The organism is Pedobacter gandavensis, from assembly GCF_032678465.1.
Lineage (GTDB): Bacteria > Bacteroidota > Bacteroidia > Sphingobacteriales > Sphingobacteriaceae > Pedobacter > Pedobacter gandavensis_B.
This window is the reverse complement of record NZ_JAVTSK010000015.1, coordinates 61,084-87,688: the sequence shown is the minus strand read 5'-3', so window position 1 is coordinate 87,688 and position 26,605 is coordinate 61,084. Positions and strand designations below refer to the sequence as shown.

20 protein-coding genes are annotated in these 26,605 nt (G+C 38.9%); 16 read left to right on the top strand and 4 right to left on the bottom strand.

The genetic code is table 11. The features are described 5' to 3' along the window. Positions 1-129 precede the first annotated feature (129 nt). From R2Q94_RS21215 to R2Q94_RS21190, 6 genes are all read left to right on the top strand, one after another. Entirely contained in the window at positions 130-723 is a 594-nt protein-coding gene (locus tag R2Q94_RS21215) for an alpha-ketoglutarate-dependent dioxygenase AlkB (RefSeq protein ID WP_316823481.1), read from the top strand. A 125-nt stretch (positions 724-848) separates the two neighbouring features. Then, positions 849-1,460, top strand: a complete 612-nt coding sequence (locus tag R2Q94_RS21210) for a TetR/AcrR family transcriptional regulator (protein ID WP_316823480.1) — start codon at positions 849-851, stop codon at positions 1,458-1,460. Between the two features lie 48 nt (positions 1,461-1,508). Continuing rightward, positions 1,509-1,940, top strand: a complete 432-nt coding sequence (locus R2Q94_RS21205; RefSeq protein WP_316823479.1) for a DoxX family protein — start codon at positions 1,509-1,511, stop codon at positions 1,938-1,940. A gap of 89 nt (positions 1,941-2,029) precedes the next feature. Then, a complete protein-coding gene (locus tag R2Q94_RS21200) occupies positions 2,030-2,623 on the top strand; it encodes a hypothetical protein (protein ID WP_316823478.1) in 594 nt (197 codons plus the stop codon). Between the two features lie 95 nt (positions 2,624-2,718). Continuing rightward, positions 2,719-5,154, top strand: coding sequence for a PIG-L family deacetylase (locus R2Q94_RS21195; protein ID WP_316823477.1), 2,436 nt, complete (start codon positions 2,719-2,721; stop codon positions 5,152-5,154). Positions 5,155-5,242: 88 nt separating this feature from the next. Next, positions 5,243-6,949 carry a sodium:solute symporter gene (locus tag R2Q94_RS21190; protein ID WP_316823476.1) on the top strand — a complete coding sequence of 569 codons (1,707 nt, stop codon included), beginning with the start codon at positions 5,243-5,245 and terminating at the stop codon, positions 6,947-6,949. Between the two features lie 98 nt (positions 6,950-7,047). On the opposite strand, the gene R2Q94_RS21185 is transcribed toward R2Q94_RS21190, so the two are convergent. Continuing rightward, the gene (locus tag R2Q94_RS21185) at positions 7,048-7,896 is read right to left on the bottom strand and encodes a DUF2911 domain-containing protein (RefSeq protein ID WP_316823475.1); all 849 of its coding nucleotides are present in this window, start codon (positions 7,894-7,896) and stop codon (positions 7,048-7,050) included. Positions 7,897-8,022: 126 nt separating this feature from the next. Here R2Q94_RS21185 and R2Q94_RS21180 point away from each other — a divergent pair, with 126 nt between their 5' ends. Then, entirely contained in the window at positions 8,023-10,632 is a 2,610-nt protein-coding gene (locus R2Q94_RS21180) for a M1 family aminopeptidase (protein ID WP_316823474.1), read from the top strand. Positions 10,633-10,644: 12 nt separating this feature from the next. Here the strand turns inward: R2Q94_RS21180 and R2Q94_RS21175 are convergent, their stop codons facing one another. Then, the gene (locus R2Q94_RS21175; protein ID WP_316823473.1) at positions 10,645-11,484 is read right to left on the bottom strand and encodes a hypothetical protein; all 840 of its coding nucleotides are present in this window, start codon (positions 11,482-11,484) and stop codon (positions 10,645-10,647) included. A 251-nt stretch (positions 11,485-11,735) separates the two neighbouring features. On the opposite strand from R2Q94_RS21175, the gene R2Q94_RS21170 reads away from it, so the two are divergent. Beyond that, positions 11,736-12,098: a BlaI/MecI/CopY family transcriptional regulator gene (locus R2Q94_RS21170; protein WP_316823472.1), complete on the top strand. Its 363-nt coding sequence runs from the start codon at positions 11,736-11,738 to the stop codon at positions 12,096-12,098. Beyond that, complete coding sequence (locus R2Q94_RS21165; RefSeq protein ID WP_316823471.1) at positions 12,079-13,563, top strand: M56 family metallopeptidase; 1,485 nt, start codon at positions 12,079-12,081, stop codon at positions 13,561-13,563. Before R2Q94_RS21170 ends, R2Q94_RS21165 begins: the two co-directional genes overlap by 20 nt. On the opposite strand, the gene R2Q94_RS21160 is transcribed toward R2Q94_RS21165, so the two are convergent. Beyond that, positions 13,547-16,207, bottom strand: a complete 2,661-nt coding sequence (locus R2Q94_RS21160; protein WP_316823470.1) for a carboxypeptidase-like regulatory domain-containing protein — start codon at positions 16,205-16,207, stop codon at positions 13,547-13,549. The genes R2Q94_RS21165 and R2Q94_RS21160 overlap by 17 nt on opposite strands. Before the next feature lie 8 nt (positions 16,208-16,215). Then, a complete protein-coding gene (locus R2Q94_RS21155; RefSeq protein WP_316823469.1) occupies positions 16,216-17,130 on the bottom strand; it encodes a GLPGLI family protein in 915 nt (304 codons plus the stop codon). A 202-nt stretch (positions 17,131-17,332) separates the two neighbouring features. Between R2Q94_RS21155 and R2Q94_RS21150 the strand changes: the two genes are divergently transcribed. The 7 genes from R2Q94_RS21150 (at position 17,333) to R2Q94_RS21120 (ending at position 26,520) form a co-directional block, all read left to right on the top strand. Continuing rightward, the gene (locus R2Q94_RS21150; protein ID WP_316823468.1) at positions 17,333-18,661 is read left to right on the top strand and encodes a cytochrome ubiquinol oxidase subunit I; all 1,329 of its coding nucleotides are present in this window, start codon (positions 17,333-17,335) and stop codon (positions 18,659-18,661) included. A 4-nt stretch (positions 18,662-18,665) separates the two neighbouring features. Then, a complete protein-coding gene (locus R2Q94_RS21145) occupies positions 18,666-19,685 on the top strand; it encodes a cytochrome d ubiquinol oxidase subunit II (protein WP_316823467.1) in 1,020 nt (339 codons plus the stop codon). A 230-nt stretch (positions 19,686-19,915) separates the two neighbouring features. Beyond that, positions 19,916-20,320, top strand: coding sequence for a hypothetical protein (locus R2Q94_RS21140; protein WP_316823466.1), 405 nt, complete (start codon positions 19,916-19,918; stop codon positions 20,318-20,320). A 227-nt stretch (positions 20,321-20,547) separates the two neighbouring features. Continuing rightward, positions 20,548-21,423, top strand: a complete 876-nt coding sequence (locus R2Q94_RS21135; protein WP_316823465.1) for a hypothetical protein — start codon at positions 20,548-20,550, stop codon at positions 21,421-21,423. A 138-nt stretch (positions 21,424-21,561) separates the two neighbouring features. Further along, on the top strand, positions 21,562-24,420 hold the full coding sequence (locus R2Q94_RS21130; RefSeq protein ID WP_316823464.1) for a beta-sandwich domain-containing protein: 2,859 nt from the start codon (positions 21,562-21,564) through the stop codon (positions 24,418-24,420). A 196-nt stretch (positions 24,421-24,616) separates the two neighbouring features. After that, a complete protein-coding gene (locus tag R2Q94_RS21125; protein WP_316823463.1) occupies positions 24,617-25,192 on the top strand; it encodes an RNA polymerase sigma-70 factor in 576 nt (191 codons plus the stop codon). A 119-nt stretch (positions 25,193-25,311) separates the two neighbouring features. Beyond that, a complete protein-coding gene (locus R2Q94_RS21120) occupies positions 25,312-26,520 on the top strand; it encodes a FecR family protein (RefSeq protein ID WP_316823462.1) in 1,209 nt (402 codons plus the stop codon). Positions 26,521-26,605: the final 85 nt, after the last annotated feature.

Genomic DNA, 26,605 nt, shown 5'->3' with positions numbered 1-26,605 from the left:
TTAAACCCGGGCTGTTTTTCTTTCCAACCAGGTGATGATGATGGTCCCACCTGAATCTGAAGAACCTAAATGATAAGGCAATGATCTTAAAATGAAGTATCTTTAGTTAAAATTAACGGATTAAACCCGATGTACGGAGACCATGTTAACCTTCTTCCTATTCCAGGAGAAGCATTGTATCTTCCTGGCTTTTTTACGGAAGAAGAAAGTAAGTCTTTTTTTGAAGCACTCAGTGTTGGTGTGGCCTGGAAACAGGAGCCCATCCAGATTTTTGGTAAAATGGTACTTCAACCAAGATTCACGGCTTTTTATGGAGATGCTGGAATGAGCTATAGTTATTCCGGAATTACAATGAATGCCCTGCCCTGGACAGCTGAGTTACTCGCCATTAAAAACCGGATTGAGCAACGTTATCAGGTAAAATTTAACGTGTGTTTACTGAACCATTACCGGGATGGAAACGATAGTATGGGTTGGCATAGAGACAATGAAAAGAGTTTGGGGAGGTATCCTTTCATTGCTTCGGTAAGTTTTGGCGCCCATCGGATTTTTCAATTCAGAAGGTATAAAGAAAAAATTCCAATCATTTCGGTAGACCTGAGCTCAGGTAGCGTTTTAATAATGAAGGGGGAAACTCAACACTACTGGGAACATCGATTACCAAAAACGCTAAAACTGACCGAGCCCAGAATAAATTTAACTTTCAGGTTGATCCATACCTAAATGAAGAACTTCTAAAGTTACAATCCAAGCTGATTGTTGTATTTAAGTCAGATTAGTGGAAAGAGTTTTAAAAATATAATTTACCAATTACTTTTGCTAACAGTGTTAACAAAAGTACACATGATATGGGAATTGCAGAGCGTAAAATAAGACAGAGGGAAGAATTTAGGGCAAGTATTCTGGAAGCAGCCTGGCAGCAGGTCATTTCTGATGGTTGGCAATCTTTGTCTATCCGAAAAATTGCTGATGCGATAGAATATAGCATTCCCGTTATTTATAATCACTTTGAAAATAAAGAAGCCATTCTCCTGGAGTTTACAAAAGAAGGCTTTCAGAAACTGGCCGATACTTTAGAGGGAGTGAAAGCGCAACATACTGTGCCTGCAAGACAACTGGAGGCCATGGCCCATGCGTACTGGGACTTCGCATTTGATCATAAGGAATTTTATCAATTGATGTTTGGTCTGGGGATCCCTGCCTGCGATCGTGTCAATGAAATCGAAGAACTGAAAAATGCAACCAGTATCATGATTTCAACGATTAAAGCAGCTATTGATGAAAGCAATCATCCGGAAACGGATTATTTCTTAAAATACCATACTTATTTATCCATACTTCATGGTTTGGTTTCCATTCAAATGATTCAAAAAGAAGGTAAGCCTGATGCTGCGAAGAAAATGATTCTTCAGGATGCAATTTCTGGTTTTATCATCTCCATAAACAGGATTAATTCTTAGATTTAAATCTAAATCAACTTTTAACCTATAAAAACAATACATTCATCTATGAGAAAACTATTCAACACCAATTTTAATCAGGAAGGCGTACACATGATGTTGCTGGTACTTCGTGTGGCCATTGCTGTTTTTATGCTGGTTCATGGTTATCAGAAATTGCAATACCTGACTTCAGGAGCGCCTATCCAATTTATGGATCTTTTTGGAATTGGAACAACTGCTTCTTTGGCACTGGCTGTTTTTGCGGAGTTTTTCTGTTCTATCTTTCTATTACTTGGATTTGGAACCAGACTAGCTGTTGTCCCTTTGATTGTAACCATGCTGATCGCGATATTTATGGTGCATGGAGCAGATCCTTTTGATAAAAAGGAATTGGCTTATCATTATTTAGTGGTTTATTTGTTTTTACTGGTTGTTGGAAGTGGTAAATATAGTGTTGATTATTTTATCAGCCGTAATCAGAGCAGAAGAAGACGTTAAGTATGCGGGATGAAGCTGTAAATAGATTTTAATATATCAATTGGCAGAATAATCCGTTATAGCTAGGTCACACACAAAAAGAACATACCATGAAAAAGATTATTTTCCTTTGCCTGACGGCGATCATTATCCAAAGCTGTAGTGTCAGCAAGCAACAAATTAAGGCTTTGGAGAAATGCACTTATAAAGTAGTTTCTGCAGAACAAATCTCCTTTGGAGGAACAGATGTAAAGAGATTATTGAGCGGACAGGACCTTAACCTGGGTAGCTTACCTGGATTAGCACTTGGACTATTGAGAAAGGATGTCCCTTTAAAAGCACGTTTAAATCTTGAAATCAGTAATCCGACTCCTAATACTGCGGCTATTAATGAGTTTGAATATAAGATCCTCATCAACAAGGCAGAAATTGCCTCAGGATTTGTCAATCAGGAAGTAAGGGTTGAAGGAGGTAAATCTACCATTGTGCCTGTAGATATGGTGGCAAATATTTATCCATTTGTAACCAACAGCAAAGTGATGAATGAGATCACAGAATTTATTAAGGGAAATAAAGGTGGTAGAGAGAAAAAAGGAATCCTTACCTTAAAAATCAGACCGAGTTTTAAAGTTGCTGGTGCATTGGTGAAATATCCTGGATTTATTACCATCGATAAGGAAGTGAGCAGTAAAATTCTGCTATAGAGCGCTTTTTGTTTTACAACTATATTACAAATATTGACGAAATTAAGTTTCAGATTGAGGATGTTTTATTTACATTCGGATATTAAGATCTGTTTATGAACCTTCGTCAATATTTATTTCTAATACCATTTGTCCTTCCATTTTCCTTAAAAGCGCAATCTGCGCTGGAACTCAACGCTGCGGAAATCAAGCAAAGCCTGGAAGCATTAGGCCAGACTGGTGGTGTTTTATACATTGCTGCACATCCGGATGATGAAAATACACGGTTATTGGCGTATCTGGCTAAAGAAAAGAAAGTAAGGACTGGATATTTGTCTTTAACGAGAGGTGATGGCGGACAAAACCTGATTGGTCCTGAACAGGGCGAACTACTTGGCCTGATCCGGACACAGGAGCTCCTGGCCGCAAGAAGAATGGACGGTGCAGAACAGTTCTTTACCAGAGCCAATGATTTTGGCTTTTCTAAAACCCCGGAAGAGAGTTTCAAAATCTGGGATAAAACAAAAATTCTGGGAGATGTAGTTTGGGTGATCCGAAAGTTTCGGCCAGATGTGATCATTACCCGCTTTCCAGAAGATGGACGTGCCGGACATGGGCATCATTCAGGTTCTGCAATCCTGGCTAGAGAGGCTTTTGCTGCAGCAGCAGATCCGAAGCAATTTCCAGAGCAACTGGCCTATGTGAAACCATGGCAGGCGAAGAGAATTGTCTGGAATACTTATAATTTTGGCGGAATGAATACCACTGCTGATGATCAATTGAAAATCGATGTGGGTGGGTATAATCCCCTTTTGGGTAAAAGCTATGGAGAAATTGCTGCTGATAGCAGATCCAATCATAAAAGTCAGGGTTTTGGCTCCGCAAAACAAAGAGGTGCAGCACTCGAGTATTTTAGTCCAATTGCCGGTGATCCTGCAAAATCAGACCTGTTTGAAGGACTGGATTTTAGTCTGAACAGATACCCTGGAACCAAAGAAATTCAACAAGTCCTATCAGAGATAAATAAAGAATATCAGGCCTCTAATCCAGCCGCCTCCCTGCCTAAGTTGCTGAAATTACGGCAAATGGTAAAAGGAAAAGAGTTTAAGCATGAATTGCTGGATGATTTGATTCTGGCCTGTTCCGGAATATGGCTGGAAGCAGCGGCGCTAAGTCCGGCTTATGCACTGAATGATTCCATCCCACTAAGGTTACAGGCCATTGCAAGGGCAAATGCTTTGCCTTATCCAATCAGAGTTGTAGAAGAACGCACTGGAGCCCGCATGGAGCTTAATCCCAATAAAATGGCGGTGCTTGAAGCAAAGGTATTCGGTAGCGCCTCCCTTAGCAGTCAGCCTTACTGGCTGGAAAAGAAACATGACCAGGGCAGTTATGATGTTGATGATTTAGCTTTAATCGGACGTCCGGAAAATCCAACCTTGGTAAATGTAGTATTTCGTATACAAATAGGGGATGAGTGGATAGAAAAAAAGCTGCCTGTAATTTATAAATCAACGGATCCGGTAAGAGCTGAGGTATATCAGCCATTGGTGATCGCCCCGCCAGTTACCGCAACTTTCCAGGAAAATGCTTTTCTTTTTAATGGCAATGAAAGTAAAATGATCAATGTCAACTTAAAAAGTTTTCAGGATCAGGCTTCAGGTACCTTAAGCGTATCGCTTCCAGCAGGTTGGAGCAGGAGCCCGGAACAGCTGGATTTTAAACTTGCTAAAAAAGGAGATCAGGAAGTGTTAAGTTTTAAGCTGAGTCCTGGTGCTGATGCAAAAGCTGGTGAAATGGTTTTAAATGTTAATATAAAGGGGAAAAGCTTTCATCAGGGACTAAAGGTTTTGAATTACGATCATATCCCATTGCAAACGTTATTTCCACTTGCTTCTGCTAAAATAGACAAAACGGATCTGAAGTTTGCAGGCCGGAAAATAGGTTATATCGCTGGTGCAGGCGACCTGATTCCTGAGTCATTGAAGCAAATTGGATTGGAGCTGACGCTACTTTCAGAACAGCAGATTTTGAGTACAGATTTGTCTGGTTTTGATGCCATTGTCACTGGTATACGTTTGTATAATATCAATAACCAGATCAGTGCAATGCAGCCTAAACTGATGAAATACGTCGAAAATGGTGGTGTTTTACTGGTACAATACAATGTGAATACACCTTTGAAATTAACCGCTATCGGACCATATCCTTTTCGTTTAAGCACGGATAGGGTAACTGAAGAAGATGCAACAGTTCATTTACTGGCGCCGGATCAGCCTGCATTAAACTATCCCAATAAAATCAGTCAGAAAGATTTTGAAGGCTGGGTACAGGAAAGAGGTTTGTATTTTGCAATAGATGCGGACCCTAAATATACTCCGATATTGGGAATGCATGATACCGGGGAGGGGGAAAAGAATGGCGCTTTGTTAATTGCAGATTATGGCAAAGGGAAATTTGTTTATACTTCATTATCCTTTTTCAGGCAATTGCCTGCAGGGGTTACCGGGGCATACCGATTGTTTATCAATTTGCTTTCAAACAAAAAATAATGGACAACTACCGGGTGTTTTACAGGTTCTTAATCGGCTGGCTTATCTTTTTAATCCTGATATTTTATGCGTTTACTAAATATTTCCAATGAGTAAGATAGATTGGGCAGTATTGATCATCACTTTAGTGGGGATAGTAGTTTATGGTGTTTACAAAAGTCGTGGTGCCAAAAATATTCAGGGATTCCTGTTAGGCAATCAAACAGCACCCTGGTATCAGGTTTGTCTTTCAGTAATGGCCACACAAGCAAGTGCCATTACTTTCTTATCGGCTCCGGGACTGGCGTATTCTTCAGGAATGAGTTTTGTGCAGTTTTATTTCGGATTGCCTCTGGCAATGATTGTATTGTGTATCACTTTTGTCCCGATTTATCACAGACTTAAGGTATATACTGCATATGAATTTCTGGAACAGCGTTTTGATTTAAATACCAGGGCTTTAACTGCATTTTTATTCCTGATTCAAAGGGGATTGTCTACTGGAATCACAATTTATGCACCCTCTATAATTCTTTCTACCATTTTAGATATCAATACCACCTACACGACTTTGTTCATAGGTAGTCTGGTGGTTTTTTATACTGTTTATGGAGGTACAAAGGCGGTTTCCTATACTCAGATGTTGCAAATGAGCATTATTTTTTGCGGACTGTTTGCAGCAGGAATCATGGTGGTGCACTTATTGCCTGGCGACATTGGCTTTGGGAAAGCCTTAAGTATTGCTGGTAAAATGGGTAGAACCAATGCGATAGATTTTACTTTCGACCTCAACAATCCCTATACCGTATGGTCGGGATTAATTGGCGGCTTCTTCTTACAATTATCTTATTTCGGAACAGATCAAAGTCAGGTGGGAAGGTATTTGTCGGGAGCTTCAGTCAATCAAAGCCGTCTGGGATTATTGATGAATGGTCTGGTGAAAATTCCGATGCAGTTTCTGATCCTCCTGATTGGTGTCCTCGTATTTACCTTTTACCAATACAACAGACCACCCATCTTTTTTAACAGTTTTGAATTGAATAAGCTGGAAAAAAGTCAGTACCAGCCGGAGCTGAATAAATTAAAAAATGATTATGATCAGGCATTTGAAGAGAAGCAAAAAGTTGTGGATCAGATGAACCAGGCTTTAGATCAGGATGATAAAGCTAAAATTGATGAATACAGAACTGCATTAAAACTTGCTGATGAAAAGGGAAAATCGATCAGAAAGGAAGTCACCACACTGATGACTAAAAATGATGAGCGTGCAGATATCAATGATAACAATTATATATTCCTGAGCTTTGTTACCCAGTACCTGCCTAAAGGATTGATTGGCTTACTCATTGCCATTATATTTTTGGCTTCAATGGGCTCAACGGCCAGTGCTTTGAATTCTTTAGCCTCTACTTCGGTGATTGATATCTACAAAAGACTCATTCGTAAAAACGGCTCTGATCAGGAATATCTGCAGGCTTCCAGATGGGCCACTGTGTTTTGGGGGGTAATCTGTATCCTAATGGCTTTGTATGCCAGTAAGATCGGGAATTTGCTGGAAGCCGTAAATATCCTGGGATCTTATATTTATGGAACGATTCTAGGCGTGTTTTTAGTAGCTTTTTACATCAAACAGGTCAATGGAAAAGCAGTGTTTCTGGCTGCTATTGTTGCTGAAATTGCAGTAGTATTTATAGGGCGACAGGAATGGGTAGCTTATCTCTGGCTCAATGTAATTGGCTGTATACTGGTTGTCATTTTGTCGGTCATTATCCAATATTTCACTAATGAAAGTAAGTTGCAGGAAAAGGAGCTTTAAAAAAAACGGAGTCTGGAATCTGAAAATATGGAATAGTAAAGGGCTGCATCATATCAATGATACAGCCCTTTAGCTTTGTAGAGTTTGATGAAAAACTATTATTTTTTGGCTTCAGCTAATAATGCGCTGTTTAGTCTAACATATTCATCGATTTTCGCCTCAGTTGCCAGTTTAATTCCAGCTTCTGCAGAAGCAATTGCTCCGGCTTTATCACCTTTTTTCAATTGAATACGGCCTTTCCATAACCTTACCCAGGGAGCTTTAGGATCTGCAAGTTCAGCTGCATTTACCCATTCTAATGCCTTGTTAAGGTCTTTGCCATTTTCGTAGTAATATTGTGCTGCTGCGAAATATGGTTTTTTATCACCTTTCATGGCTTCTTCAATGCTGGCCATTACCTGTGCATCAACTTCCGTAGTCAGGTCAATGTTTATACCTGTATTTTCCCATGACAATTGTAATTGTGCGGTAGTAGGGTAGACATTGGCAAACTCAATGGTAAAGGTTTCTATTTTTTCTTTGAGTTTATAAGGTTTCACCTTGATTCGTAATACATCTTCGCTTTCTTTATATTCATAAGCACCCCATTGTTTCGAATCTTTATTAAAAATGACCGTCCATTCTTCTTTACCAGGAATGGTGAATAAACCATAAGTACCTGCTGCAAGATCTTGTCCGCCAACTTTTACGGGATCACTAAAAGTGATGGAGGTAGCTGAGTTTGCTCCGGTACGCCAAACTTTGTCGAATGGTTCCATACCTCCAAAAACCTTACGTCCTTTCAGGTTTGGACGGGAATAAGAAACGTTGATTTTACCTAATCCAAAACTCTGGGTAATGGTTTGAGCAGAACTCGCTTGTGGTATTTTGATACCCTGTGCCTGAAGTTCAGTGTTTAATGAAACTGCCAGAGCCAGAATCATTAAGGTCTTTAATGTTGTTTTCATTTAATTAAGTTTTTTTGTTACTAATTTACACTAAAGAATCATTATTTTCTATAGCTAAAATGGAGCTTTGCGGATGTGATCAATTATATGACGAACAAATTAGAGAATGATTCCTAAATTAGCCAAATGCTTAATATTCGTTATCTTTTTCCTTTTGTGGCTTCCGTTTTTGTGTCTTGCGCAAGCTTAAAGTCAATTCCTGATCCAGTTTTGGAAACCGGAGTTTCCAGAAGCCTGGCCAATTATAGAAAAGCCAATATTTCAGGGCTTCATTATCGGATAGACCTGGATATTCCTGCGGAAAAAGAGAAACGAATAGCTGCTGTTGAAGAGATTTCTTTTTTGCTTAAATCAATAGAACATCCATTACAACTCGATTTTAAGGAAGATCCGGCAAACATTCAAAAGCTCTCTGTAAATGGTATTCCAGTTGAAGTCAAATGGCAAAAGGAACATTTACTGATTGAACAAAAGCATTTAAAACCTGGGAGTAATCTGGTTTATTTAGAGTTTTTGGCAGGTGATGCTGCCTTGAACCGAAATGCAGATTATTTATATACCTTGTTTGTTCCGGATCGTGCGAGAACTGTTTTTCCTTGTTTTGATCAACCAGATATAAAAGCGGTTTATACCCTGAGCCTTAAATTGCCGCAGGATTGGAAAGCCATTGCCAATGGAGCACTCAAAGATTCTAGTATCGTTAACGCTCAGGCTAGCCCATCAGGGCATACAAATGCCCGTAAAATTTATCGTTTTAAACCTTCTGATACGATCAGTACCTATCTTTTCTCGTTTGCTGCGGGTAAATTTAATGAGATGACTGGGCAGATGAACCATTTAAAAGGAGATTTCTTATATCGTGAAACAGATACAGCAAAATTAAACCATAGCTTAAAAGAAATATTTAAGATTCATGGGAATTCTTTAGCTTTTTTGGAGAATTGGACCGCAATTCCATATCCTTTCCAGAAGTTTGATTTCGTATCTATTCCTGATTTTCAGTTTGGTGGTATGGAACATGTGGGGGCAATTCAATATAAAGAGTCTTCATTGTTTTTGGATGGAGGAGCGACGAAAGACCAGTTGAATTCCAGGACGAATCTGATTGCCCATGAAACTGCACATATGTGGTTTGGGGATTTAGTCACGATGAACTGGTTTACTGATGTGTGGATGAAAGAGGTGTTTGCGAATTTTATGGCGGATAAAAGTACGGAAGGACTAACCGGGAAGGCAGATTTTGATTTAAAATTTTTGGTAGACCATTTTCCGGCAGCTTATGGAGTGGATCGTAGTACTGGTGCCAATCCTATTCGTCAGAATTTGGATAATTTAAAGGATGCGGGTACACTTTATGGTAATATCATTTACCATAAAGCACCTATCATGATGCGTCAGTTGGAAAGAATGATGGGGAAAGAGAAATTTCAACAAGGCGTACGCGAATACCTTAAAAAGTTTTCAAATGGTAATGCTTCCTGGCCTGATTTAATTACTATTCTTGATAATTATGCAGAGGTGGATTTACAAAAATGGAATAAAGTATGGGTGAATGATAGTGGCAGACCTATAGTTGATTATCAATTGGAAAAGAAAGATGGAAAGATTACGAAATTTAATATTCAACAAAGACCAGAATATGGAAATGCTAAAGGGAAAATCTGGCCACAGCTTTTTGAGCTTACTTTATTCTACCCGGATAGGGTTAAAGAGTTGACTGTTAATTTAAATGCAGCATCAGTGGAGCTGAAGGAGGCAATTGGAATGGATGCACCTTTGTTCGTTCAATTTAATTCTTCCGGCCAAGGTTATGGAGTATGGCCGGTAGATCCTGCTATGTTCTCAGCACTGGATCAAATGGAGCAAGCATTGAACCGTGCAGCTGCTTATATTTCGCTTTATGAGAACATGCTCAATGGCAGATCGGTTAAGCCAGCAGCATTACTGGAACTGCTGATGAGTAGAATAGAAAAGGAAAAGGAGGAATTGAATCTTAAATTGATTACAGGATATATTGGTACCATTTTCTGGGAGTTTACAAACGCAGAAGAAAGATTAGCCCTCCGGGATAAACTGGAAAATGCATTATGGAATGCCATGGTAAATCAAACACGCCCAAATCATAAGAAAATGCTTTTTAAAGCTTATCAGGATGTTTTCCTTTCGAAGGCTGCAGCTGATCAATTGTTCCTCATCTGGAAAAATCAACAAGCACCAACAGGATTGATCCTCTCTGAAGATGATTATACTGCGCTAAGCTTTGCATTGGCACTCAGAATGGAAAACAACGCAAGTTTACTTCAGTCGCAATTGGATAGAATTAAGAATACTGACCGCAGAAAACGGTTTGAATTCATTAAAACTGCCGTTTCTTCAGAACTTTCTGATCGAAATACTTTCTTTAAAAGTCTGGAATTGAAAGCCAATAGAGAAAAAGAAGCGAATGTTGCTGTGGCTTTGTATTACCTGCATCACCCACTTAGGCAAGCAAGTTCTATTGCTTACTTGCCTAAGAGCCTGGAAATGTTAACCGAAATCCAGACTACGGGTGATATCTTTTTCCCTCAAAATTGGTTGCAATCTACTTTTAGCTATTATCAGTCTGAAGAGGCTGCGAAAATCGTAACAGATTTTTTGAAAGCACATCCGGATTATAACCCTAAACTTAAAGCGAAAATTCTTCAGGCAACAGATTATTTGTATCGGTCTTCCAGACTAAGAACGGTTAATAATTAAGTAGAGCGCTAGTTATTTTGGTTTAAAAGTTTTGTAGCTCAACTTCATGGTTTCAGTATTTGCTCCCTGGGTTTTTTGAATGCTGCTGGGATAATTATTGCTGTTGTATTCGTATGTATAATTGCTTACAGGAGTACCGATGGGTAGATAGTCACTAAGTAAAAGATTGTTTTGAGCATAAATAGCTTTAGAATGTTCTTGCGTTAAGCCCAATAATTGTATGTAGGGAATATGCCGATAAATGCCTGATTTGCTGTCATAGGTATTTCTCATGGTGCTTGTGGTATTTTTAGTTGTTTTAACCACTGTGATGGCATTTCCAAATGGATCATAGCTGAATTGCTCTTCCTCCAAAACCAGGTTATTTGCCCCGTATTTTTTAAGCGTTGTGATTTGGCCATTTACATTATAAAACATAGCATAATAGCCTGTTGATGCAGATTTGCCATCAAATAACAATAGCTTGTAAACCTGTCCCTCTTTGTCAATCATGCAATCAATTTCTTGCTGAAGTTTATTGCCTTTGTACTGCTCATACCTTAAAGGAGAACCATTGGGACGGTAAAAAAACTTCGTTAAGTTGCCATCCGATTGGATAATTTCCAGCAGTTGATTCGATTCTCCCTCATATTTGAATTCGATCTGGAGATCTTTGGAATTCATCATGGTTGGGATCAGGTTATCCTTTAAAGCCGGGGCCGGTTCTTTGGGTTTTTCTACACCTATTGTCGGATCTGGAATAGCCTGTTCAGTTTTCTGACAACCAAATCCTGATAAAATCATCAAACACAAAGCACAGCAGTAGTAGATCTTCCTGTGCATTTGAATGGGTAACATCATTTTTCTGTTCATAATACTTTGATTGGTAAGGAGCTAACATATGTTGAATTATCTATTTGTGGTTATTTATGTAATTATTAATTAACAAAAGTATGTTTTATGTTACTTTTGTATTGTTATTAATTACTTTTATCGGCTGTTTTGGAATTAAATCTGATTCCATTTCTATGAATATTCAGCTGGATGACACCACTATCTGTCAGCTTAACAATTAGTTGTATTTTTTACGTTTAAACCGTATTTTTACGAAAAGATCGTAGTAAATGGAAAAGTTAACTATACAAGAGGAAGAGGCTATGCAAGCAGTATGGCAATTTGGTGCAGGTTTTATCAAAGATTTTATGGAACTATTACCAGAGCCCAAGCCTCCCTATACCACTTTGGCCTCCACCATAAAAAACCTGGAGCGTAAAGGTTTTCTGAAGAGCGAAAAATTTGCCAATGCTTATCGTTACAGTGCAAAAGTGAAGGAAACAGAGTATAAAAAACGCTTTATGAGCGGTTTTGTAAATGATTACTTTCAGAACTCTTATAAAGAACTCGTGTCGTTCTTTGTGAAAGACAATAAGATTAGTGCGGATGAATTGAAAGAAATAATCAACCTCATTGAAAATCCTAAAAACTGATGTGATGCCTGAGTTTTTTATTTTGCTATTGAAAGTCAATGGAGTATTAACTTTATTTTGCCTGGCCTATTATCTGGTTCTGCGTAAGCTGACTTTTTATACCTTAAATCGTTATTTCCTGCTGGCTGGGCTTATTTTTTCATCTTTATGCCCTTTCCTTGAACCAAAAGTAATCCTCGGTTCAAATGAAGCATTGGTACAACCAATTACTGCCGCATTACCAGTTATACATTTAAATCTTGAGCAGCATACTGGCTTTGATTATTGGTTTTTGGCCAAGTTGTTATTTTGGTTGGGCGTAGCTTTTTTGACTTGCAGGATGATATTGCGTTTAACTTCCCTTTATAAAGTTCATAAGCGTTCAAGTCCCGGTCAGTTAAAGGGTTATTCTGTCAGATTTCTAACAGGGACTCTAAATACGTTTTCTTTTTGGAATAACATTTATCTGAACGCAGAAATGCACCAGGACAAATCCCTTGATGCAATTTTGGAACATGAACAGGTACATGTTCGACAATGGCATACAATTGATATTCTTCTTGCTGAGCTAACGACCATATTTTATTGGTTTAACCCAGGAGTATGGTATATGAAGAAAGCCATTCAGGAGAATGTAGAGTTCATCACTGATCAACAGATTTTGAAAAAAGGGATTGACCGAAAAGATTACCAATACAGCATGGTACAGACCTTGACCACAGGTCAGTCCGGCACTGCATTAATGAATCATTTTAATATCAGGGCAATTAAGAAAAGAATAATCATGATGAACTCGAAACGATCATCTTCTTTTCAATTGATTCGTTATGTATTTATATTGCCCATACTTTTGATCCTGACCAGTGCCTTTACATTGTACAAAGTTGAAAATTTATTGGTTTCAACAGAGACACTGATTCATGAAGTGGCTGAGCCTATGATCTGGAAAAATGGTAGGGAATTTCTGCAACTGGACCGAGAGAGAAAAGTAGTAGTAGAGCAGATTAAGCCTGTAAATGCAGGTATAAATTCTAAATTGGATCAGAAGAAATCTGATAAAATAGATCAGAAAGGGCAGGTAACAGTCAGACTGTCTCCAGCTGATACTTCAAAAATAGCCAGAACTCAGACAAAGATCAGTTTTTTTCAGGCAAAGGATACCAGCCAAACTCCGAAGGTAAAAGGTCGGGTTTTAATGTTATGGAAGGGCGATGCAAAAGAGGAGGGCAATTCCAAAGATAGAGAATTGTTAAAGGCAAACAGGAGTTCTGGCTTCGTTACATTTAGCCAGGGAGATAGTCTGAACACGACAAAGGTCATCTTTCCTCAGAAGTATTACCTGAATGAGGTAGAAAGTGATGCATCTGTTTTAAAAGCCATGGATCCAAAAGATATTTCTAGCATAGAAATCCGTAAGGATAGCAAAGATCCAGATTCAAAAGGAGGAATCTGGATCTATACCAAGTCGTTTAAAAAGTTAAAGTAATTTTTAGTAGCGCTATACTGCCGGGAATTTTATAAGTTCCCGCAGTAAATACATTCTCTGCCACATATATCGATTTATAGGTTTTGATATTGGCTATATTGCTGAAGATAAACTCGCAATCGGTATTGATCTTGTTGATCTTGTATCGCAATGTAAGGTCAGAAAATAAATAGCTCAGTTTCTTTTGACCAGATTGTTTTGTGTTAAGATGTTCTGCTGTAAAGTTGACAAATAAGTTATTAATCGGCATAAAAGATAACTCCATCTGCTGATTGAGTTGTGCGTAACTAATCAGAGAGGTTGCAGGTGATTTGCTCTCATTTCGATTAATAGTGGCCTGATAACTCAGGTTGATGTCGTTATTGATCTTACTTTGAAAGCCAACTTTTAGCCCCTTGTTTATAGTACGGTATGGAAGCAAAATACCGTTTTGAAATTGATTGCTTTTGTCCTGTGACCAGTTCAGACCCATGCTTATGGTAGTTCTCCATGCAAATAAATATTTGTTGACAGTCCCACTTAAACGATAAGAATTTAGTTTGTTGTCGTAAGGAAGTACAATACGCTGTTGAAGATGATCAGTGATGATACTAGAGGAAAGGGTATTCCTGTTCAGTCTGATATAGGAGGCCTGTATATTAAAAAACAACATGGAAATGGCCTTTTTATGGTTATAGATTAAAGTTGCCGTATTACTTTTCCTTTCGCTTAAGGGGGCATTGTTTGCAAATAAACTGCGGTAATTCTTAAGGATTGCTGCGCTATAGATATCTTCCATGGAACCCAATTCATCCCTTAAGGTATAGTTAAACTGAAGATCCTGCTCAAGACCTGTTTTGTATTTAAGGTTCAGGCTGGGGTTTACATTTAAGCGATTCAGGTTACTGTCTACTGCCTGACCCGGATCCTGATAATTAATTTGCTGATAACTTAGAGGAACATTCAAACGGGCAGTAAAGCGATCTTCTTTTGCTCCGTATTCATAGAGGCCTTCAGTGTAAACCTTTGAACGATTCCATTCCAATTGGTTTAAGGAATTGATTGGACTGGCTTGCAATTCCTGGTTTTCCTGAATATTAAATAATGAGGATTTTAATTCCTGAGATTGAATACTGAAGCCTATTTTGTAAGTCTGAAATATTCCTGATTTGGATCCTATTTTAAAGGAAAGGTAATTATTACTGTACCAGGAGGGTATTTTTGTTTGTTGTAATAAACCAGCATAGGGATTTCCCTGATTGAAGATCTCAGGATTCAAACCCGCATTAATCAGCAATTTTTCAGGTTGATGGCTATAATTTAGATAGGAGTAGAGGTTGTAGATATTTCCATTTTTCAGGGTATTTAAATAATTGAATTCGTTAGAAATATCAAGTGTTTGTTGCCTTAATTCCTGTTGAAAGGGAACTGTATTGCTCCGTAAATTTACCTGATATTGATTGGTCTTGTAATCTGTGATGAAATTGTTTTGAAAAAAAGATTGTGCTTTATTGGCGTTAACATTTGCTTGTACGCGAAATTGCCGGGGTCTGGAGACATGGTGCTGCTGCTCTATGAAACTGATATTTCCTGTTGGCAGTTCATATTCAGTAAAATTTTCATAATCTAGTTTTTGACGGTCGTTCAGGTAATACAAATTGGTCTTGACTTGTATTTCCTTTTTCAGGTTCATTAAATTATTTACGTTGAGCAATGCTGCACGATTAAAAAGGTACCTGTTCTGTGGCAGATCAGGTCCTCCTGCAGCGGCAGTTGATAAAAGCGATGCTGGTTTCGGGTTGTCCATGGCTTTTTTATAATCTGCCAGATTGTGTGAAACAATTTCTCTGGCAGGATCATTTCCGGTATTGTTCCCTTTTAGATAATTGATGCCTTTATATTTTTTATTGAACATCATGGCATTTATGTTTCCATTATATCGTTCGGGAACACCTGCTCCAAGTTCCGCCTGGCCCATTATTTTAAGCTTAGCTTCCTCTTTAATCGTGACGTTTAAGGCAACATCATCACTGATCATTTTGTTCCTCAGCATTTTTATGGGCTGGTCATTTTGAATGACCTGTACTTTGTCTATGGCCTCCTTGGGAATACTTTTCGTGGCAATATTGTACTTATCATCAAGTAGATTGTCTCCATCTATATAAAAGTTGGAAATGCTTTTTCCATTGTATAGAATTTTTCCGTTCTTATCGACCTCAATACCTGGCATTTTTTTTAGAACATCTCCTAATACCCGATCTTGATTGCTGCTAAAATCGGAAAGTTTATAATTCAAGGTATCGCCATCAATTTTTAGTCTGGGTTTGTGTTTTACGACTACTGTGGGCAATTCAATGCTGGCTTCAGAAAGGATGAAATGATAGTTTTTGTGGAAATCAGAAAAGTCCATTACCTCAGCTTTATAGCCAAGACTGCCGGCTTCAATGATAGAAACTTTGGCACTGCCATTATTTACCCGAATCTGGTAGGCTCCTTTTTCGTTACTCCTGGAGAAAGCGATAATTTTGCCCTCCGCAGTTTTTAAAGTGACGGTAGCGGCAGGAATTGGATCTCCTTTGGCATTTTTAATAGAGCCATGGACCTCCTCCTGCGCATTAGCAGAATAAACAAACAACATCAGTATCAATAAAATGCTGGGGAACATGATTATTTTCATTTTACCTCCAGAATTTCTATTGGATTATTGATTGTTTCCTGTCTGACTGGATTTTTAATAGAATTGGTTATTTTGAATGAAGTACCTGGCATGCTGCTGCTGATAAAGCCCTCAGGATCTTTTTTCATGGCCTCAGCCAGTTTTTGATATTCCTTTTCGCTGGTTTTGATTGCCTCTTTTGGTAAGTAAAGAACTGGAGAGTTGAGCAGTGCAGCATTGGTAAGTCCTTTGATGGTCAGCATTCCTCCAGATTCAACTTCTTCATTTAATTTGGTTTGCCCGTTATGTTTAATACTTTCAAAACCTAGAAAGTCAAAAATCACCTCATTTTTAGCATCTCTGGCTGAAACGATTAATCCTGGTAAGCCATTCAGTTTCCAGGGACCACTTTGAAAAGGTAAGTCTGGGCAGAACCATGCGGTATAATCACGACCCATAAAATGAGTAGTGGCTTTTTGGCATTTTAAACCTGCAATGGTACTCGTATCCGCTGTAAGGTTCCAGTTTATTTCTGGAAATGACTCTTCAATCAGATAATTATTAATCAGCCTCTTTTTTATAATCATCTTCTTTTCGCCTGTATATAGGTAAAGCTCTTCCTGGATCGTTTTTTTAGGATCTGTGCCTACCTTAAAGTTCATTTTCCCTGGAACGGAATTTTTCATCTGTTCCGCAAGGTCCTTTCTGCGCTGGATGTCGAAATTAATTTTATCCAAACTCAGATAGCAGCTGGATTGGTTAGTGAGTAACAGTACCATTTCTTGTGTGAAGGGCTTATTGCGGTTCAGGGTATCCTGAATGTGACTAAAAGCATAGGTTGCTTTTGCACGGATGGTATCTGTTTTTTGTGCTTTTACAGCATTAAAGAGTAAGACAATAAGCCCTAGAAGAATTAATGATTGCTTTTTCATACGTTTAAATTGGTTGAATAATTTGCTTTATTACGATAATGTTGTAATTATACGAATCTTTCGTAATAGTATGATTATTTCGTAATGTTTTTTTTTACTTAAGCATGTATAATTAATCTCTGAAAAATATGTTTGACAATCATTATGCATTAACTTAGCAAGCATAGATTCTTTTATCCATTACTGTTTATTCTAGAATAATATGGACGATTTTTTAGCTGCCCGCCTTCAGATGGCCTTCTCCCTGGGCTTTCACATTGTTTTCGCTTGTATTGGAATGGTAATGCCATTTTTCATGTCCTTAGCCCATTTTTACTGGCTCAAAACCAGGAAAACTGTTTACCGGGATGTCACCAAAGCCTGGAGTGCAGGGGTAGCGATTTTCTTTGCTACTGGAGCAGTTTCGGGAACTGTATTGTCATTTGAACTCGGTTTGCTCTGGCCAAAATTTATGGAGCATGCTGGACCTATATTTGGAATGCCATTCTCATTGGAGGGAACGGCATTTTTTATTGAAGCCATAGCCCTTGGGTTTTATCTTTATGGATGGAATAAACTGAACCCCTGGTTTCATTGGGCAACTGGAGTAGTGGTGGGGATTAGTGGGCTTTTATCGGGGATTCTGGTAGTGGCCGCCAATGCCTGGATGAATAGTCCAGCAGGATTTGATTATATAGACGGACAATACCTCAACATCGATCCCATCAAAGCGATGTTTAATGATGCCTGGTTTTCTCAGGCCCTGCACATGACAGTAGCCGCATTTGTATCTACCGGTTTCGCAGTTGCAGGTGTTCATGCACTTATGATCCTCAAAGGGAAGAATGTGGCTTTTCATCATACTGCTTTTAAAATTGCAGCCATTTTTGCGACTGTAGCAGCTTGTTTGCAACCATTAAGTGGCGACATTTCAGCAAAAGATGTGGCCAAACGTCAACCTGCAAAGCTGGCTGCAATGGAAGCTCATTTTCATACCGAAAGAAATGCACCATTGATTATTGGCGGAATTCCTGATACCGCGAAAAAGACAGTCGATTATGCCATCCGAATCCCTGGTTTACTAAGTTTCATGACTACGGGAGATTTTAATGGCGAAGTAAAAGGCCTGGATAGTATTCCAAAAGAAGATCAACCACCTGTTGCGGTAACCCATTATGCCTTCCAGGTGATGGTAGGACTGGGAATGGCTATGGTAGGGCTGGCCTTACTGTATTTCCTCGCTTTATGGAAGAAGAAAGATTGGCTGAAAACGAACTGGCTGCTCAAATTATTTGTACTGGCTACGCCAATGGGATTTATTGCCCTGGAAGCCGGCTGGACCGTTACAGAGGTTGGCCGACAACCCTGGATCATCCATGGAGTGATGCGCACTGCGGATGCAGTTACACCAATGCCCGGAATTGCTTATTCATTTTATTTGTTTACTGGTGTCTACATTTCTTTAGCGATTATAGTTACCCTATTGTTGTTCCGTCAGATCACGATGGTAGGTAAAATTTACGATTCATCAACTAAAGCCCCTAAAAGCTAATATTATGATATACGTTGTAATTACTTTTCTCTGGACCGCTATACTTCTTTATATTTTATTGGGCGGTGCCGATTTTGGCGCAGGTATTATTGAGTTATTTACTTCAGAAAAAAATAAAGATAGAACGCGGAAAACCATGTATGAAGCAATTGGGCCGATTTGGGAAGCCAATCACATGTGGCTGATCATTGCTGTGGTGATTCTTTTTGTAGGCTTTCCAAAAATATATACTACGGTATCAATCTACCTTCATATTCCGCTGGTGGGGATGCTATTGGGGATCATCGCCAGAGGTACAGCATTTGTATTTCGAAATTATGACGCTGTGGAAGATGATATGCAGAAAATCTACACGCCAATATTCGTGTATTCCAGTCTGATTACGCCCTTTTTTCTGGGCATCATTGCCGCAAGTGCAGTATCAGGAAGGATAGATCCTCAGGCGAATGACTTCTTATCAGCTTATGTCTTTAGCTGGTTGAATTGGTTTTCTATTGCCGTAGGTGTTTTTACAGTGAGTATCTGCGGTTTTTTAGCAACCATATTTATTATTGGTCAGACTACAGAAAAAACAGCGCGACAACATTTCATCAGAAAAGCCAGGCGAATCATATTTATCGTAATGTTTTGCGGAGGATTGGTATTTCTAGCCGCTTATTTTGAACAGATTCCTTTATTTAGCTGGATTTTTGGTGATACACCAGGCCTAATCGCCATCATTGCTGCGAGTATTTCTTTAGTAGTGATGTTTTTTGTATTAGAAAAAGATAAGCCTATCCTCTTAAGGTTATTGGCTGGTTTTCAGGTGACCATGATTTTGTTTGCGGCTACATATAGTCATTTTCCTGATATCGTCTTATTAAAAGATGGCGCAAATCTTTCTTTGCTCACACATCAGGGTCAGGCAAAAACCATAGACTCTTTAGGCTATGCTTTATTGATCGGGAGTCTTTTCATTTTACCTGCTTTAGTGTACCTGATCTATATCTTTCAGAAGAAAAAAGGATTGCATGCCGATCATTAAATATTCTTAACTTTTTGGCTTTACAATAAATGCCCGGATGATTAAAAAGATCATGATCAGCCCCATGAGCATGATTTCTGAGCTCCCAACTTTTACTCCTTGTATGTTCATGCCTTAATTTTTTTATAAGGTGTAAAATAAAATCACAAAAAGGCTGTTTTTAATTTTCATCAAACAATTCTCTCCTTCGTTAGCTTTTAAATACAGCGTATTCTTTAAAAATAGAAATTATGGACAGATTGATTATGGAATCCGTATTGTCGGATGTAAGCGGTTTTAACCTGACTAAGGATAGTCGGGATGGGTTTATAGGCTCCCTGGTGATGGGCTTTTCAGCAGATCGTATGCTGCAGGTTAACCATGTTTTTTCTGAATTAAATAATATGGTCAAAACGGAGGATGTTCAACTTCTGATTTGTAAAACTATGGTAGATGGGATTTACGATCTGGAAATTTGTACCGCTGTTTTGGATGAACCGGTTCGAATCAGCAATAGGGCTATTCCCAAAGATATGATTCATGTTATCGAAAGTCATGCTGGCGATGATCCTAAATTATTACTTGGTGCAGCCGGTTTACCTGTGGGTAACTGGTTGGGACTGGCTAAGATTGAAGTTAAAAATTGTAAGCCTTAGCTGCTGATCTCGCAATCATAATGTAACAAATTAGGATAGGTATGATATCCAGGATATAATTTATGTTTAATTCGCATGGATTTTGGTATCCCGAAAGATGGTATTAGATTAAGATTCACTGCAATAAAATGGCACACAAGGAAATTTTCAATATAGATTAAACCTAAACCATTTTCTAAAGTCTTAAACACATCTTGAGTATACCAGCCAAATTAATTTGAACCATTATGAAAATGAAACTCTCCAAACTCAGCCTTTCTTCCTTAGTAATCCTGGCCTTCAGTTCAGCCGGATATGCGCAAAAATTACCTGATGTTCAAACCATGGGGGTGTATGCACCTGCGGGAATCAGAGCGGATGGGAAAAATACGGAATGGAATGATAGTTTTCAGGCTTTAAATAAAAGAACAAATATTTATTACACGATTGCCAACGACGATAACAATCTATATATAGCGATCAAATCTACTGACGCTGCCAATAATACAAAGATTATGGCTGGCGGTATCACGCTTTCCATTAATCCTGATGGTAAAAAGAAAGAAAAAGAAAGCATCACGCTAACTTATCCGGTAATTAACCGAACTGCGATGAGAACGGCTGGAGGTTCTGGAGGAGGAGGTCGTAGAACAATGATGATGGGCACGATGACTGGTCCGGCTTCAGGTGGACAACAAATGAATAAATTACAAAGAGATTCTATGATGGCCGAAATGCAGAAAAAGCAATTGGCTCAAGTCAAAGAAATTAAGATCAATGGGTTCAAGAACACGACGGATACCTTGATATCTATATATAATGAATACGGAGTCAAGGCAGTCGCAAACATCACTAAAGACAATGCGTTTTTCTATGAGATTGCCATTCCATTAGCTGCTTTAGGTCTTTCTAAAGACAGCAATACTGAATTTGCCTATAATATTAAGCTAAATGGTTTACAGATGCAAGGATTTGATGGCGGAGGTGGAAACATGTCCGTAAGAATGGGCGGCGGAGGCGGAGGTGGCTTTGGCCCTCGTGCTGGGGGAAATTCTAATTTCGACTTCCAGGCTTTAATCAGTCCAACCGACTTCTGGGGTAAATACACCTTAATGAAAAAATAAGTACTGACCCCGGAAAAAGGGGAATGGCTTTCAGCTCAACACACACACAAACCAACCTTATACAAACTCATGAACCATTTTTACCCAGCTTCAGCCCTTAGGCTGCAGCCACTTAATTGCAGCCGGTATCCTGCTCTATTGAAGAAAACATTGCTTTTATTCAGCTTCCTGCTAAGCTCGGCATATGGCTTTGCTCAGAATCAAAATAAGGAGCAAAACACACCACCGCCACTACCTACAAGGGAAATCAGCGGCATCGTAAAAGATTCCACAGATCTGGGCGTAATTGGTGCTACAGTGACACTGACTTCAGCGAAAGATACTTTGAAAACCAGTACAAATTCTGACGGAATTTTCATTTTTAAGAATGTAAAATCGGCGACCTATACCTTGATGGTTCAAAGTATAGGATATAATCCTACCAAACCTGTTCGTTATAAACAGAACGATGCCATTCCCAGAATCGTGATGGATCCGATACTGCTAAAAGAAGAGAAAAATCAACTGAATGAGGTCGTGATCAATGGAACGCCATCCATTACCTATAAAACAGATACCGTAGAATATAAAGCCAGTGATTATATCGTCAGGAAGAATGCCTCTGTGGATGAGTTGTTGAAGAAGATGGAAGGAATGGAAGTCGGTACGGATGGAACATTAGTCCATCAGGGACAGGCGGTTACCAAAGCGAAGCTGAATGGTAAGGAATATCTGGGTGGAGATCTGGCCAATGCCATCAAAAACCTTCCAGCCGAAATAGTGGATAAGATCCAGGTCGTGGATGATTATGGAGATCAGGCTGCAAGAACCGGTGTAAAGGACGGTGATCCGGAAAAGATATTGAACATTACCACACGGACTGACAAATCAGTAGGAAACATGTTGAATACAAACGTGGCTGCAGGAAGTAACAAAAGATTTGAAAGTGGTCTTTTCGGTACCAGAATTAACGGCAATCAAATTATTGGGGTAAACGGAAGTTTCAATAATACGATAAATGGAGTTGCCCCAAGTGGGGATAATGGAGGAAATACTGGCGGCGGCGGACGTGGTGGAAACAATAATTCTGGTAACTCTGGGACTGGCAGCGCAAGTGGTGGAACAACCCAGGTTGGCAATGGATCTTTAAGCTATCGGGATAAGGTAAGTAAAAAGGTCTCTGTGAATCTAAACTATGGTTTTAACTCCACGGATGTGAATTCACTTACGGAAAGTATCGCAAAAAGGTATGCGGTTATTGATACCAATAAACAAAATGGACCTGTGGATAATTTGACTAATGAAGTGGCTAAAAGGATGGGAGATAACCTGACCCAAAGCCATAATGTTAGATTGGAAGTAGAGGCTGAATTGGACAGTAGTAACTTTTTAAGAATTATACCCACCTTCCGTTATAATTCTACCACCAATACGCGATTGGATAGTATTTACCAGGATGGTTATAATCATGTTGATCAATTTACCAGGAATGTCAGTAAAAATACCAGACCACAAATAGGTGCATCTGTTTTCTATCAACATATTTTCAAAAAACCTAGAAGGAATATTTCCATGCAGGTAGATTTGAACAGTAACGATCAGGATTCTGAACAAATTCAGGATGGAAGGTATATTTTTTATGCGGATGTTGCCGAGACCAAAAGTACAGACTCTTTAGTGAATCGTATTGTTGCCCGAAAAAATTTGCAAAGCAATTATAGGGGAAGTTTAACTTATGTAGAGCCATTGACAAACAATACACAATTTGAATTTAATGCTCAGGTGAATTACAATGGGTACGATAATACCGCAACAACCAGAAATATTGGTCCAAACGGGGCACTTGCTGTAATTGACTCTTTAAGTAATATTTACGATTATTCCTTTACACAAGGACGTATTGCTATGAATTACCGTTATGGTCTGGATAGGATGTCGAAAGTGAGGTTCTCTGTGGGCTTAACGGCAGTCCCTGCAGTTTTATCAGGAACCAAAGCTAGTTTAGGTACTTCAACACATAGAAATAGCTTTAATTTGATCCCAATTGCCCGTTTTGAATATTTATGGTCAAGACAACATAAAATTCAGATTAACTATTCAGGAAATGCAGTAGAACCTACGTTTGATCAGCTTCAACCAGTTAGAGATGTGATTAATCCGCAGAATCCGGTGATCGGTAATCCTGATTTGTTGGCTTCTTTTACGCACAGCCTAAATGCCAACTATAATAATTATATCGCCAATTCCAGATTGAATTATTCATTGAATATGAACGCTTCAACTACAGACAATGCAGTGATTAGAAATGTAGTGCAGATCAGAACACCACTGCCTACTGGTGGAATTAACACCATTAATGAGACCAGATTTTTAAATACAAATGGAGTATATCGTCTAAATGCGAATTATTCAGTTAATAAACAGCTGAACGATAGAAAATATAATCTTGCTTTTAGCGGTTCAATTAATTATGATCACCGGGTGTCTATGTCGAATGGCATAAAAAATATCACAAATGTAATGACTACGATGGAACGTTTCGGCCCGAGAATAAACCCTACGGAATGGTTCGAAATCAATCCAAATGTTTCCTATACCAATACCCGTTCATCAAATAGTGTGCTGACCGCTGCGAATAGTAATTACAATACCCTTGCACTGAATGTAGATGGTAGGGTGTATATGTGGGACAGCTATTTATTTGGTTATAGTGCAAGTAAGAATTATGTAAGAGGTATCAGTTCTAATCTAACAACAAACCCTTTTGTCGTGAATATGTACGTGGAAAAGGAATTATTCGAGCGTAGAGGAAAGATTACCCTACAGGCATTTGATATCTTAAACCAGAATAACTTTATTACCCAAGAGTTTGTAGGTACAGATGTAATTAATACAAAATCAAATGCCTTGAGTAGGTATTTTATGGTGAGGCTGACCATGAGGTTACAGAAATGGTCAGGTGCACACGGAAAAGGTGGAAGGGGAGTGATGAGAAGAGGAGATGGAAGTTTTATGTAAGACAAAAATTCTGTTAAGAACAGAGGAAACAAAATAAGATAGGGAGAGGAGAGTATAATAGAATTCCCTGAGCAAGTTTGGAGCTAAATTCCAATTTGTTCAGGGAATTTTTATTGAGAATATATGAGTACTTCATTCCAGGTACGGGGCGGTATTTTAGTGATAATTGTTATATTCGCCTGGGGGATACAATGAAATGCTTAATTATGAAACAATATCGGACAACGAACTTGTCGAGTTGTTGAAGTCTGGGGATAGGGGAGCATTCACAGAAATTTACAACAGATACAAGTGGTTGTTGCATAGCCATGCCTATAAATGGACGCAGGATCGGGAGGAAGCCAAAGATGTGGTTCATGAGCTTTTTTTGGCATTGTGGACTAAAAGGGAGCGCTTGTCCTTTCCTGAGAATTTATCGGCCTATCTTTACACTGCCGTCCGGAACCGGATCTTTAATGCCATTTCTCATCAAAAAACGGCCTCCAAATATTTGAATTCCCTGCAAGCTTTTATCGATGAAGAACAGCGTGCAACAGATCACCTGGTAAGGGAAAAACAAATGACTTTACTAATCGAAAAAGAAATAGCGGCATTACCAGCCAAAATGAGGGCAGTTTTTGAGCTCAGCAGAAAAGAACAGCTGAGCCACAAGGAAATAGCCGAACAACTTACCCTTTCCGAACAAACAGTGAGGAAACATGTGCAGCATGCCTTAAAGATATTGCGACTGAAGTTAGGTCTCGTGGTATTTTTGTTCCTCATTTCTCATTGATTTTCAATTGATTTCCTTTCTGATGAAATAAACTGAATATTTTTTCATTTTTATTTACCCCATAGCGCCAACCTGACTGTCTGTTGTTTTGATAAGGAGAAACAGGATTCCTACCCGCTATGGCAAAACTAGATGCAAAAGAGTTATTGATCAAATATCTTTCCGGCAAATGTACGGAAGAAGAGCAGGCGCTATTGGAGCAATGGCACTTGAACAGTACCGCCGACAGGGATGCTGAAATGATCGGTTTTGATTTGACTGAACAGGAACGTAAGGATGATCTGGACGAAATCTGGGCAAAACTGGAACAGGATGAAGAGAAAGATAAAACAGAGGAGCAAGCAGCAGATTTGCAAGTAGGGAAAATACGTCGCCTTGCTTTATGGCCATCAATTGCCGTTGCTGCTGGTATTGCGATCGCTTTAACCGCCGGATTACTACTCTACCAGGAACCAACCAATAAGGAAGATCAGATAATATCAGCACAGCATATCGCCCAAATTCCTGCTGGAGGAAACCATGCGGTTCTCACACTGGATGATGGAAGGCAAATCTCTTTGTCGGATGCCAGAAAAGGAACTTTGGTTTCTGAATCGGGAATTAATATTTCTAAAACTAAAGATGGTCAACTAGTTTATCAGCTTTCTAATGTAAATAAACCCCAAACTTATAACACAATTAGTACCCCTAATGGTGGCCAATACCAAGTGGTGTTGCCAGACGGCACCAGGGTATGGCTGAATGCAGCTTCTTCTTTAAGGTTTCCTTTAACTTTCGATCATCTGAGCGAACGTAAGGTGGAACTAAAAGGAGAGGCCTATTTCGAAGTAGCCAGACAACTCAGCAAAATCAAGGGTGAAAGAGTACCTTTTGTTGTTGTGACTGAAAAACAGAGGGTGGAAGTCCTAGGGACACATTTTAATATCAATGCCTATAAAGAGGAACCGGACTTGAAAACTACGCTGATAGAGGGAAGTGTAAAAGTAAGCGATCAGAAAAATTCAGTGGTACTTAAACCCGGAGAACAGGCGAGAGCTCATCAGGATAAATTGTTATTGGCAAAAGTAGATACAGAAGAAATTATCAGCTGGAAAAATGGCTATTTCCGTTTCAACAATACAGATTTAAAAACGATCATGCGTCAGGCCGCCCGCTGGTATGATGTAGATGTCGAGTATGAGGGGCAGATCCCTCCACTTTTAATTAGCGGAGAAGTAAGCAGACAGGTTGATGCCGCTGCATTTCTGGAGATGCTGAAATACCTGAATGTTAAATTTAAAATAGAAAAGCAAACCAACACCAGGAGCAAAATTCTGGTATCGCTTTAATCAACGAATCATAAACCATAAACTAAAAAAAATGAAGAAACATTTACTAACCCAAGAATAGGAACAGACCAAAGCTAACCCACAA

What these genes read in the sequence shown, in the direction of transcription:
- R2Q94_RS21150 (WP_316823468.1), top strand. Translation starts at nt 17,333, where the DNA reads ATGGACGATTTTTTAGCTGCCCGCCTTCAGATGGCCTTCTCCCTGGGC.
- R2Q94_RS21210 (WP_316823480.1), top strand. Translation starts at nt 849, where the DNA reads ATGGGAATTGCAGAGCGTAAAATAAGACAGAGGGAAGAATTTAGGGCA.
- R2Q94_RS21125 (WP_316823463.1), top strand. Translation starts at nt 24,617, where the DNA reads ATGCTTAATTATGAAACAATATCGGACAACGAACTTGTCGAGTTGTTG.
- R2Q94_RS21135 (WP_316823465.1), top strand. Translation starts at nt 20,548, where the DNA reads ATGAAAATGAAACTCTCCAAACTCAGCCTTTCTTCCTTAGTAATCCTG.
- R2Q94_RS21170 (WP_316823472.1), top strand. Translation starts at nt 11,736, where the DNA reads ATGGAAAAGTTAACTATACAAGAGGAAGAGGCTATGCAAGCAGTATGG.
- R2Q94_RS21140 (WP_316823466.1), top strand. Translation starts at nt 19,916, where the DNA reads ATGGACAGATTGATTATGGAATCCGTATTGTCGGATGTAAGCGGTTTT.
- R2Q94_RS21195 (WP_316823477.1), top strand. Translation starts at nt 2,719, where the DNA reads ATGAACCTTCGTCAATATTTATTTCTAATACCATTTGTCCTTCCATTT.
- R2Q94_RS21120 (WP_316823462.1), top strand. Translation starts at nt 25,312, where the DNA reads ATGGCAAAACTAGATGCAAAAGAGTTATTGATCAAATATCTTTCCGGC.
- R2Q94_RS21190 (WP_316823476.1), top strand. Translation starts at nt 5,243, where the DNA reads ATGAGTAAGATAGATTGGGCAGTATTGATCATCACTTTAGTGGGGATA.
- R2Q94_RS21175 (WP_316823473.1), bottom strand. Translation starts at nt 11,484, where the DNA reads ATGAACAGAAAAATGATGTTACCCATTCAAATGCACAGGAAGATCTAC.
- R2Q94_RS21145 (WP_316823467.1), top strand. Translation starts at nt 18,666, where the DNA reads ATGATATACGTTGTAATTACTTTTCTCTGGACCGCTATACTTCTTTAT.
- R2Q94_RS21185 (WP_316823475.1), bottom strand. Translation starts at nt 7,896, where the DNA reads ATGAAAACAACATTAAAGACCTTAATGATTCTGGCTCTGGCAGTTTCA.
- R2Q94_RS21200 (WP_316823478.1), top strand. Translation starts at nt 2,030, where the DNA reads ATGAAAAAGATTATTTTCCTTTGCCTGACGGCGATCATTATCCAAAGC.
- R2Q94_RS21155 (WP_316823469.1), bottom strand. Translation starts at nt 17,130, where the DNA reads ATGAAAAAGCAATCATTAATTCTTCTAGGGCTTATTGTCTTACTCTTT.
- R2Q94_RS21215 (WP_316823481.1), top strand. Translation starts at nt 130, where the DNA reads ATGTACGGAGACCATGTTAACCTTCTTCCTATTCCAGGAGAAGCATTG.
- R2Q94_RS21160 (WP_316823470.1), bottom strand. Translation starts at nt 16,207, where the DNA reads ATGTTCCCCAGCATTTTATTGATACTGATGTTGTTTGTTTATTCTGCT.
- R2Q94_RS21205 (WP_316823479.1), top strand. Translation starts at nt 1,509, where the DNA reads ATGAGAAAACTATTCAACACCAATTTTAATCAGGAAGGCGTACACATG.
- R2Q94_RS21180 (WP_316823474.1), top strand. Translation starts at nt 8,023, where the DNA reads ATGCTTAATATTCGTTATCTTTTTCCTTTTGTGGCTTCCGTTTTTGTG.